Origin of the sequence: Actinomadura miaoliensis, from assembly GCF_039536785.1 — a bacterium.
GTDB lineage: Bacteria > Actinomycetota > Actinomycetes > Streptosporangiales > Streptosporangiaceae > Spirillospora > Spirillospora miaoliensis.
Genome location: NZ_BAAAZG010000057.1, coordinates 107,948 through 118,187, shown reverse-complemented (window position 1 = coordinate 118,187; position 10,240 = coordinate 107,948). Strand labels below are relative to the sequence as shown.

Sequence of the window (10,240 nt, the reverse complement as noted above, 5' to 3'; positions counted from 1 at the left end):
GAGGTCGGCGGCTCGCAGGGAACCGTCACCGTGCCCTCGCCCGAGGGACGCCGCCCCACCGACTGGGAACGCAACACCGCCGGGCTGGCCGACGCGTCCTGGATCACCGCCGACATGGCGTACCGGCGCCGCGCGCTCGCCGAGGTCGGCGGGTTCGACGAGCGGTTCCGCCGCGCCTACCGCGAGGACGCCGACATCGCGTTGCGGGTGATGGCGGCCGGTCACCGCCTGGTGCGCGGCGCCCGCACCGTGACGCACCCGGTGCGGCCCGCCGGGTTCTGGGTGTCGGTGAAGACGCAGGCGGGCAACGCCGACGACGTGCTGATGCGGCGCCTGCACGGCCCCGGCTGGCGACGCCGCGCGGGAGAGGGACCGGGACGGTTCCGCCGCCACCTGCTGACGACCGCCTCCGGCGTGCTCGCCGCCGCCGCGTACGGGGCGGGCGCGCGGCGGGTCGCGTTCCCCGCCTTCGTGGCCTGGGCGGGGCTGACGGCCGAGTTCGCCGCGGCCCGCGTCCTGCCCGGCCCGCGCACGCCCGAGGAGGTGACGCGCATGCTGGTCACCAGCGTCGCCATCCCGCCCGCCGCCACCTGGCACCGGCTGCGCGGCCTGCTGACGCACGCGCGCGCCGGAGCCTGGTACGGCAACCGCGCGGTGCTGTTCGACCGTGACGACACGATCGTGCACGACGTGCCGTACAACGGCGACCCCGCGCGCGTCGAGCCGGTGCGCGGCGCGCGCAAAGCCCTGGACCGGCTGCGCCGCCGGGGCGTGCGCATCGGCGTGGTGTCCAACCAGTCGGGGGTGGCGCGCGGCCTCATCACCCGCGCGGACGTGCGGCGCGTCAACGACCGCATCGACGAACTGCTCGGGCCCATCGACGTGTGGGAGATCTGCCCGCACGGCCCGGACGACCGCTGCTCGTGCCGCAAACCCCGGCCCGGCCTGGTCACCAGGGCCGCCCGGCGGCTGGACGTCGACCCGTCCGCCTGCGTGGTGATCGGGGACATCGGCGCCGACATGCGGGCCGCCGAGGCCGCGGGGGCGCACGGCGTGCTGGTGCCCACCGGGCGCACCCGGCCGGAAGAGGTCGACGACGCCCCCGAGGTGGCGCCGGACCTGCGCGCCGCCGTCGCCCGCGCCCTGGCCCTGCTCGCCGAAGGGCGGTCGCGATGAGGGTGCTGCTGGCCCGCATGGACAACCTCGGCGACGTGCTGCTGGCCGGGCCCGCCGTCCGCGCCGTGGCCGCGCGCGCCGACGAGGTGGCGCTGCTGTGCGGCCCGCGCGGACGCGCCGCCGCCGACATGCTGCCCGGCGTCGACCGTGTGCTGGAGTGGTGCGCGCCGTGGATCGACCCCGAACCCGAACCGGTGGACCCGGCCGAGATCGCCCGGCTGACGCGGATGGTCGGCGGCTTCGACCGCGCGCTGATCTTCACGTCCTTCCACCAGTCGCCGCTGCCGCTCGCGCTGGTGCTGCGCATGGCGGGCGTCGGCTGGATCGGCGGCATCAGCGCGGACTACCCCGGGTCGCTGCTGGACCTGCGCCTGCGGCTCGACGAGCCGGGACGGGGCGACATACCCGAGACCGAGCGGATGCTGGCCCTCGCCGCCGAGGCCGGGTTCCCCTCCCCCGCCGACACGCGGCTGCGCGTGCGCGAGCCGCTGCCGGACATGTCCGCCCTCACCGGCACGCCGCCGGGCGAGCGCGGCCACGTCGTGGTGCATCCGGGAACGTCGGTGCCGGCCCGCGCCTGGCCCGCCGAACGCTGCGCCGAGGCCGTCCGGCTGCTGGCCGGCGCCGGGCACCGCGTGCTGGTCACCGGGCACCACCAGGAGAAGGACCTGACGGCGCGCGTGGCCGGTGACGCCGGCGTCGACCTGGGCGGCCGCACCTCCCTGGCCGAGCTGGCGGCGGTGCTGGCGGGCGCCCGCGTCGTCGTCGCGGGCAACACCGGCCCCGCCCACCTGGCCGCCGCCGTCGGCACGCCCGTCGTGTCGCTGTTCGCCCCGACCGTGCCCGCCGCGCGATGGGCGCCCTACGGCGTGCCGACCGTGCTGCTGGGCGACCAGAACGCCCCCTGTAAGGGCACCCGTGCGCGTGCTTGCCCCGTCCCCGGACACCCCTGTCTCTCCTCCGTCACCGGCCGGCACGTCGTCGCGGCCGTCGAGCACCTGATGGAGGTGGCCCCCTGATGAGAGTTCTCCTGTGGCACGTGCACGGCTCGTGGGCGACGTCGTTCGTGTACGGCCCGTACACCACGCTCGTGCCCGTCACCCCCGACCGCGGCCCCGACGGCAGGGGCCGGCCCGAGACCTTCACCTGGCCGGACCGCGCCGTCGAGATCCCGCACGACCGGCTGCGCGACGAGCACGTCGACGTGGTCGTCCTGCAGCGGCCGCACGAACTGCGGCTCGCCGAGGAGTGGCTGGGCCGCCGTCCCGGACGCGACGTCCCCGCCGTGTACGTCGAGCACGACACCCCGCGCCGCACCCCGGCCGACGCGGGCCTGCCCGAAGAGGTGGTGCCCAACAGCCGGCATTTCCTGCACGACCGGTCCGACATCCCCGTCGTCCACGTCACGCATTTCAACGAGCTGTTCTGGAACTGCGGCAGGGCGCCCACCACCGTCATCGAGCACGGGATCGTCGACCCGGGCTACCGCTACCAGGGCGACCTGCCGCGCGCCGGAGTCGTCGTCAACGATCCGCTGCGCCGGGGACGCGTCGCGGGGACCGACCTGCTCCCCCGGCTGGCCGAGGCCGTCCCGCTGGACCTGTTCGGCATGAACGTCACCGACGTGCCCCGGCGGCTGGGCGTCGCGCCCGAGTCGCTGTGGACGTTCGAGGACCTGCCGCAGCGGGCGATGCACGACGAGCTGGCGCGGCGCCGCTTCTACGTCCACCCCTACCGGTGGACGTCGCTGGGCCTGGCGCTGATCGAGGCCATGATGCTCGGCATGCCCGTGGTGGCCCTCGCCACCACCGAGGCGGTCGAGGCGGTGCCGCCGGAGGCGGGCGTGCTGTCGACCCGCGTCGACACCCTCGCCGCCGCGGCCCGGGACCTGGCCGGCGATCCGGCCCGCGCCCGGCAGGTCGGCAAGCACGCCCGCGCGGCGGCCGCCGACCGCTACGGCCTGCCGCGCTTCCTGCGCGACTGGGAACGGCTGCTCCAGGAGGTGACCCCGTGAAGATCGCCATGGTGTCCGAACACGCCAGCCCCTTGGCCGCCCGCACCACGGCCTCGGCCCCCGGCCTGGGGACCGCCGACGCCGGGGGGCAGAACGTGTTCGTCGCCGATCTGGCCTCCCGCCTGGGCGCGCTGGGTCACCACGTCACCGTCTACACCCGCCGCGACGACCCGCGCCTGCCGGCGCGGGTGCGCCTGGCGCCCGGCGTCACCGTCGAGCACGTGCCCGCCGGCCCCGCCGAGCCGATCCCCAAGGACGAGCTGCTGCCGCTGATGCCGGACTTCGGCCGTCACCTGGAACGCAGCTGGGCCGACGACCCGCCGGACGTGGCGCACGCGCACTTCTGGATGAGCGGCCTGGCCACCGCGCAGGCGGCCGAGAACTTCGAGCGGCGCCGCATCCCGATGGTGCAGACCTACCACGCTCTGGGCAGCGTCAAGCGGCGTCACCAGCGCGACAAGGACACCAGCCCGCCCGGCCGCGTCCAGCTGGAACGCGCGCTCGGGCACACCGCCGACGCCGTCATCGCCACCTGCGCCGACGAGACCGAGGAACTCGTGCGCATGGGCGTGCCCCGCGACCGCATCACCGTCGTGCCGTGCGGGGTGGACCTGAACATGTTCCGCCCCGACGGGCCGCGCGCCTCCCGGGGGGCGCGGCCGCGCCTGGTGACGCTGTCACGGCTGGTCGAGCGCAAGGGCGTTGACACCGCCATCCGGTCGCTGGCGCGCGTGCCGGGCGCCGAGCTGGTGGTGGCGGGCGGCCCGCGCCGCGACGAACTGGACGGCGACCCGGAGGTGCGGCGGCTGCGCGCCGTCGCCGAGGACTGCGGCGTCGCCGGCCGGGTCCGCTTCCTCGGCCGCGTCGGCCGGGCGCAGGCGCCCCGGCTGCTGCGGTCGGCGGACCTGGTGGTGACCCTGCCCTGGTACGAGCCGTTCGGCATGGTGCCGCTGGAGGCGATGGCCTGCGGCGTGCCCGTCGTCGCCACCGCCGTCGGCGGTCACCTGGACACCGTCATCGACGGTGTCACCGGGGTGCACGTCGCGCCCCGCACGCCCGAGCAGACCGCCCGCGTCATCCGCGCGCTGCTCGCCGACCCCACCCGCCGCGCGGCCATGGGCTTCGCCGCCGGCGACCGCGCCCGCTCCCGCTACTCCTGGGACCGCATCGCCCACGAGACCCTCACCGTCTACCGGCGGGCCATGACACGCAGTGAGGTGCTTACATGAGCGTCACCACGCACACCGCGTTCCAGCAGACCAGGCGGCAGGACCTCAACCTGGAGGCGCTGGCCGACGCGGCGCTGCGGTTCCGCAGCCAGACCCCCACCATCGCCGCGTGGGGGCGCCGCCTGGCCCGGGTGCTGGACGCCGGCGGACGCCTGCTGGCGTGCGGCAACGGCGGAAGCGCCGCCGAGGCGCAGCACCTGACCGCCGAGCTGGTCGGCAGGTTCGACGGCGACAGGCGTCCGTTCGCGGCGATCCCGCTGCACGGCGACACCTCGGCGGTGACCGCGATCGGCAACGACTACGGCGCCGAGACCGTGTTCGCCCGCCAGGTGCAGGCGCACGGCCGCCGCGGCGACGTGCTGATCTGCCTGTCCACCAGCGGCCGCAGCCGCAACGTGGTCGCCGCGGCCGAGCAGGCGCGGCGGATGGGGGTGACCGCGTGGGCGATCACCGGGCCGGGCCCCAACCCGCTGGCCGCCGCGTGCGACGACGCCATCACCGTCGACGCGGTGTCCACGGCCACCGTCCAGGAGATCCACCTGGCCGCCATCCACCTGCTGTGCGGGGTGGTCGACGAGACCCTGGGGGTCCGTGGATGACCGCGCCGTCCGCACCGACCGCCACCCGTCCGGGGGGAGCATCATGACGGCACCGCTCGTCGTCATCGGCGACGTGCTGCTGGACATCGACATCATGGGCCGCAGCAGGCGGCTGTGCCCCGACGCGCCCGTACCCGTCATCGAGCAGGCCGAGGAGCGGCCGCGTCCCGGCGGCGCGGGGCTGGCCGCGCTGCTGGCGGCCGCCGACGGCCGCGAGGTCGTGCTGGTCACCGCGCTGGCCGACGACGACCCCGGGCACCGGCTGCGCGCGATGCTGGCCGCGCACATGGAGGTCGCGGCGTTCCGGCTGCACGGCGCCACGCCCTGCAAGATGCGCATCCAGTCCGGGGGGCAGCCGGTGGCGCGGCTGGACGTCGGCGAGGGCCGGGCCGTGGACGGCCCGGTCGGCCCGAGCGTCGCGCAGGCCATCGCGGGCGCGGGCGCGGTGCTGGTCTCCGACTACGGCCGCGGCGTCACCGGGCACGCCGCCGTCCGCGCCATGCTGGAGGAGGTGGGCGGACGCGTGCCGGTCGTGTGGGATCCGCATCCGCGCGGCGAGCCACCAGTGCCCGGCACGCGCCTGATGACGCCCAACGAGGACGAGGCGGCCCGGCTCGCCGCCGAGCACGGCGCCGCGATCGACGGCGGCGGCCTGGCGGCGGCGACCCGGCGGGCCCGGTTCCTCGCCGAGACCTGGGACCTGGACGGCGTGGCCGTCACCCTCGGCTCGGACGGCGCGCTGCTGGTCGAGGGCGCCTCCGGCCCGCGGGGCGCCCCGTTCCTCGCCCCGGCCGAACCGGCCCGGGGCGACTCGTGCGGGGCGGGCGACAGCTTCGCGGCGCGCGCCGCGCAGGTGCTGGCCGACGGCGGGCGCCTCCCGGAGGCCGTGGCCGCGGGCGTGCGCCGCGCCGCCGAGTTCGTCAGCGCGGGCGCCGCGACCGCCGTCGCCGCGCAGCTGGCCGAGACCGGATCGCCGCACATCCCCCCCGGGCGCGACGCCGACGCCTGGGACGTGGTGGAGCGCACCCGCCGCGCGGGCGGCACCGTCGTGGCGACCGGCGGCTGTTTCGACCTGCTGCACGCCGGGCACGTCAGCCTGCTGCAGCAGGCCCGCCGCCTGGGCGACTGCCTGATCGTGTGCGTCAACTCCGACGACTCGGTGCGCCGCCGCAAGGGCCCCGCCCGCCCGGTGACGACCGCCGCCGACCGGGTGCGGGTGCTGCAGGCGCTGTCGGACGTCGACGCCGCCGTGGTGTTCGACGAGGACACCCCCGAGCGGCTGCTGGAACGCCTGCGCCCCGACATCTGGGTCAAGGGCGCCGACTACGCCGGCGCCGCCCTGCCGGAGGCCGACACCGTGCGCCGCTACGGCGGGGAGGTGGTGCTGCTGCCCTTCCTGGAGGGCCGCTCCACCACCCGCCTGCTGTCGAACCTCCCCCCGGCCCACCCGGCCCCGCCCATGCCGTCGACATCGAAGGGAATACCGTCATGAACGTCCTGGTCACCGGCGGAGCATCAGGACTCGGCGCGGCCGTCGCCGAGCGGGTCGCCAAGGACGGCCACCGGCCGCTGGTCATCGACCGGCACCCGCCCAAACCGGAGGGCGGCGGGTGGCAGCACTGCCTGGCCGACCTGGCCGACCGGCACGCCGCCGAACGCGCCGTGCACTGCCTGGCCCGAGGCGCCGGCGGCCTGGACGCGGTCGTCACCGCGGCGGGCACCGACGCGTGCGGCAGGCTGTGCGACGTGCACGCCGAGGACTGGGAACGGGTCGTCCAGGTCAACCTGCTGGGCACCGCCGCCGTCGTGCGCGCCGCGCTGCCGTATCTGAAGGCGGCGCACAACGGGCGGATCGTCACCGTCGCCTCGACGCTGGGGCTGCGGGCGCTCAGCGACGCCACCGCCTACAGCGCCTCCAAGTTCGGCGTCGTCGGGTTCACCCGGGCCCTGGCCGCCGAACTGGCCGGTCGGGTCGCGGTGACGATGCTGGTCCCCGGCGGCATGGACACCGCGTTCTTCGACGGACGCGACGAGCAGTACAAGCCCGGCCCCGACGCGCAGCTCAACCGTCCCGAGGACGTGGCCGCCACCGTCATGTTCGCGCTGTCCCAGCCGCCCGGCTGCGAGGTGCGGGAACTGCTGGTGTGCCCGTCGCGCGAACCGTCGTGGCCGTGACGCGTCATCGCGTGCTGGTGCTGCGGGCACTCGGCCTGGGTGATCTGCTGACCGCCGTCCCGGCGCTGCGCGCGTTGCGGCGGGCGCTGCCCGGGCGGCGGCTCACCCTGGCCGCGCCCGCCGCGCTGGCGCCGCTGGCCGAGCTGACAGGGGCCGTGGACGACGTCCTGCCCGCGCGGGGGCTGCACCCGCTGCCGCCGTGCGGCCCGGTGGACCTCGCGGTCAACCTGCACGGACGCGGCCCGCAGAGCCACCGTGTGCTGCGCGACCTGCATCCGGTGCGGCTGCTGGCGTTCGCGCACCCGCAGGTGCCCGACGTCACCGGGCCGCCGTTCGACCCGCCGCGCGGGGGCGAGGAGCACGAGGTCACGCGCTGGTGCCGGCTGCTGGCGTCCTCCGGGTTCGACCCGGATCCGCGCGACCTCGGCCTGCCGGCGCCGGGCCGTCCCTCGCCCGCGCCGGGCGCCGTGGTGGTGCACCCGGGCGCGGGCTACCCGGCCCGCCGCTGGCCGCCCGAACGGTTCGCCCGGGTCGCCGCGGCGCTGCGCGCCGACGGCCACCGCGTCGTGGTGACCGGCGGCCCCGACGAGACCGGCCTGGCCGCGCGGGTCGCCGGAGCGGCCGGGCTCGACCCGTCCGACGACCTGTCGGGCCGCACCGGCCCGCTCGACCTGGCCGCGCTCGTCGCGCACGCCCGGCTCGTCGTCTGCGGCGACACCGGCACCGGGCACCTGGCCACCGCGTACCGCACACCGTCGGTGCTGCTGTTCGGCCCGACGTCGCCCGCCGCCTGGGGACCGCCGCCCGGCCGCGCCGCGCACCGCGTGCTGTGGGCGGGGCGACGCGGCGACCCCCACGGGCTCGAACCCGATCCGGGGCTGCTGGAGATCTCCGTGCCCGACGTCCTGGACGCGGCGCGCGGGACGCTGGAACGCGAAGGAGGACACGATGAGACATCCGCGCGCGGTCGTGACCGGGGGCGCGGGCTTTCTCGGCTCGCACCTGTGCGAGGCGCTGCTGGCCCGGGGCATCTCGGTGATCTGCGTTGACAACCTGCTGACCGGCACCGCCCGCAACGTCGCCCACCTGACCGCGCGACGCGACTTCCAGTTCCTCAAACGCGACATGACCGAGCCGGTGGACGTGCTCGGCCCGGTCGGCTACGTGTTCCACCTGGCGTCGGCGGCCTCGCCCGCCGACTACCTGCGGCTGCCGATCCAGACGCTGGAGGTCGGCAGCCAGGGCACCCGGTACGCGCTGGAGCTGGCCGAGCGCAAGCAGGCCCGGTTCGTGCTGGCCTCCACCTCGGAGGTCTACGGGGACCCGCTGCAGCACCCGCAGTCCGAGTCGTACTGGGGCAACGTCAACCCGGTGGGGCCGCGCAGCGTGTACGACGAGGCCAAGCGGTTCGGCGAGGCGCTGACCTCGGCGTTCCGGCACTCGCGCGGCCTGGACACCGCCATCGTGCGGATCTTCAACACCTACGGCCCGCGGATGCGGCCCGACGACGGCCGCGCCATCCCCACCTTCCTGCGGCAGGCGCTGACCGGCGAGCCGCTGACGGTGACCGGTGACGGGTCGCAGACCCGGTCCATCTGCTATGTGGACGACACCGTGCGCGGCATCCTCGCGCTCGCGCTGTCGGACCATCCGGGGCCGATGAACATCGGCAGCCCGTACGAGACCTCCATGCTCGACCTGGCCCGGCTGATCGTCGAGCTGACCGGCTCGCGGTCGCGGATCCGGTTCATCGACCGGCCCACCGACGACCCGGCGGTGCGGCGTCCCGACACCACGCTGGCGTACGAGACGCTCGGCTGGAAACCGCGGGTGCCGGTGCGGGAGGGCCTGCACCAGACGATCGAGTGGTTCACGCGCGAGCTGCCGGTCTCCCGCAGCGCCTGAGCCCTTTCATCGCCTCGTCACGTCATCGCCTCGTCATGCCCGGGGCGGCGGGCCGCTCGTGGCACGCACGACGAGCTCGGCGGGCAGGATCGTGCGCGGCGCCGGGGCGGGCCCGCCGGCGATCAGGTCGAGCAGGGCGCGCGCGGCCAGCCGTCCCTTCTCGAGCAGCGGCTGGCGGACGGTGGTCAGCGGCGGGTCGGCGTCGGCGGCCTCGGGCAGGTCGTCGAAGCCCACCACCGACACGTCCCCGGGGACCGACAGGCCCAGCTTGCGGGCCGCCGTCAGCACGCCCTGGGCCAGCCGGTCGGTCAGCGCCAGAATCGCGGTGGGCCGTTCGGACGCGGGCCGGTCGAGCAGGTCGAGCGCGGCCTGGTGACCGAGCCCGGCGGTGTTGCCGCCGCATTCCAGCACGGGCGGACGACCGCCCCCGGGCAGCGCGTCCAGATAGCCGGCGATGCGGTCGCGGCCGACGGCGAACGTGGCCGAGCGCAGCCGCTCGTCGTCGGCGCGGCCGGTGCGGGCGTCGTCGCCGAGCCGGTCGGCGAGCACGGCGAACCGGCGGTGCCCGAGCCCGGCCAGGTGCGCGGCGGCCTGCCGGGCGCCGCCGCGGTCGTCGACGCCGATGAACGGCTCGCCGCCGTCCGGGCCCGGTTCGGGCTCGTCCACCAGCACCAGGGGCAGGCCGCGGGCGCGCGCGGCGGCCAGGCCGGGATGCCCGTCCGACAGCGAGTAGGCCAGGAAACCGTCGACCACGGCGCGGTGCACCGCGTCGTCGACGACGGGCCCGGCGCCGTCGTGCTCCTCCGGGGTGCGCGGCGGCGCGGGCAGCAGCGTCAGGCCGACGGCGTCCAGTTCCCCGACACCCGCGACGCCCTGCAGGAACAGCACCGCCGCCGGGTCGGTGAACGCGTACGACAGGGCCTCGGTGAACAGCACGCCCAGCGCCCCGACGCGCCGCGTGGCCAGGCTCGCGGCGAGCGGATCGGGGCCGGGGTAGCCGAGGGTCCGGGCGGCCTCCAGCACGCGGCGGCGCACCTCCGGGGACAGCCGTTCGGGCCGGTGGTAGGCGTTGGACACCGTGGTGTGCGAGACCCCGGCGACGCGCGCGACGTCCCGCAGCGTGGCCACTGTCCCTCCTCGGG

Annotated in this window: 10 protein-coding genes; 9 read left to right on the top strand and 1 reads right to left on the bottom strand. The window is 76.5% G+C overall.

The genetic code is table 11. The annotated features are described in order from the left end of the window. The 9 genes from ABD811_RS36150 to ABD811_RS36110 all read left to right on the top strand — a co-directional run. Positions 1 to 1,176 (top strand): HAD-IIIA family hydrolase (locus ABD811_RS36150; RefSeq protein WP_344956773.1); only part of this gene is annotated, 1,176 nt, incomplete at its 5' end. Continuing rightward, a complete protein-coding gene (locus ABD811_RS36145; RefSeq protein ID WP_344956771.1) occupies positions 1,173 to 2,195 on the top strand; it encodes a glycosyltransferase family 9 protein in 1,023 nt (340 codons plus the stop codon). The genes ABD811_RS36150 and ABD811_RS36145, both read left to right, overlap by 4 nt. Next, positions 2,195 to 3,190: a glycosyltransferase gene (locus tag ABD811_RS36140; protein ID WP_344956769.1), complete on the top strand. Its 996-nt coding sequence runs from the start codon at positions 2,195 to 2,197 to the stop codon at positions 3,188 to 3,190. The genes ABD811_RS36145 and ABD811_RS36140 overlap by 1 nt, the downstream gene beginning before the upstream one ends. Beyond that, complete coding sequence (locus tag ABD811_RS36135; RefSeq protein WP_344956767.1) at positions 3,187 to 4,419, top strand: glycosyltransferase; 1,233 nt, start codon at positions 3,187 to 3,189, stop codon at positions 4,417 to 4,419. Before ABD811_RS36140 ends, ABD811_RS36135 begins: the two co-directional genes overlap by 4 nt. Then, complete coding sequence (locus ABD811_RS36130) at positions 4,416 to 5,018, top strand: D-sedoheptulose-7-phosphate isomerase (protein ID WP_344956765.1); 603 nt, start codon at positions 4,416 to 4,418, stop codon at positions 5,016 to 5,018. Before ABD811_RS36135 ends, ABD811_RS36130 begins: the two co-directional genes overlap by 4 nt. 43 nt (positions 5,019 to 5,061) lie before the next feature. Next, complete coding sequence (rfaE2, locus tag ABD811_RS36125) at positions 5,062 to 6,510, top strand: D-glycero-beta-D-manno-heptose 1-phosphate adenylyltransferase (RefSeq protein WP_344956763.1); 1,449 nt, start codon at positions 5,062 to 5,064, stop codon at positions 6,508 to 6,510. After that, entirely contained in the window at positions 6,507 to 7,193 is a 687-nt protein-coding gene (locus ABD811_RS36120) for an SDR family oxidoreductase (RefSeq protein WP_344956761.1), read from the top strand. Before rfaE2 ends, ABD811_RS36120 begins: the two co-directional genes overlap by 4 nt. Next, a complete protein-coding gene (locus tag ABD811_RS36115) occupies positions 7,190 to 8,242 on the top strand; it encodes a glycosyltransferase family 9 protein (RefSeq protein ID WP_344956759.1) in 1,053 nt (350 codons plus the stop codon). The genes ABD811_RS36120 and ABD811_RS36115 overlap by 4 nt, the downstream gene beginning before the upstream one ends. Continuing rightward, positions 8,142 to 9,098 carry an NAD-dependent epimerase/dehydratase family protein gene (locus ABD811_RS36110; protein WP_344956757.1) on the top strand — a complete coding sequence of 319 codons (957 nt, stop codon included), beginning with the start codon at positions 8,142 to 8,144 and terminating at the stop codon, positions 9,096 to 9,098. The genes ABD811_RS36115 and ABD811_RS36110 overlap by 101 nt, the downstream gene beginning before the upstream one ends. A gap of 33 nt (positions 9,099 to 9,131) precedes the next feature. Here ABD811_RS36110 and ABD811_RS36105 read toward each other — a convergent pair whose 3' ends face one another. Further along, positions 9,132 to 10,226, bottom strand: a complete 1,095-nt coding sequence (locus ABD811_RS36105) for a LacI family DNA-binding transcriptional regulator (protein WP_344956755.1) — start codon at positions 10,224 to 10,226, stop codon at positions 9,132 to 9,134. Positions 10,227 to 10,240: the final 14 nt, after the last annotated feature.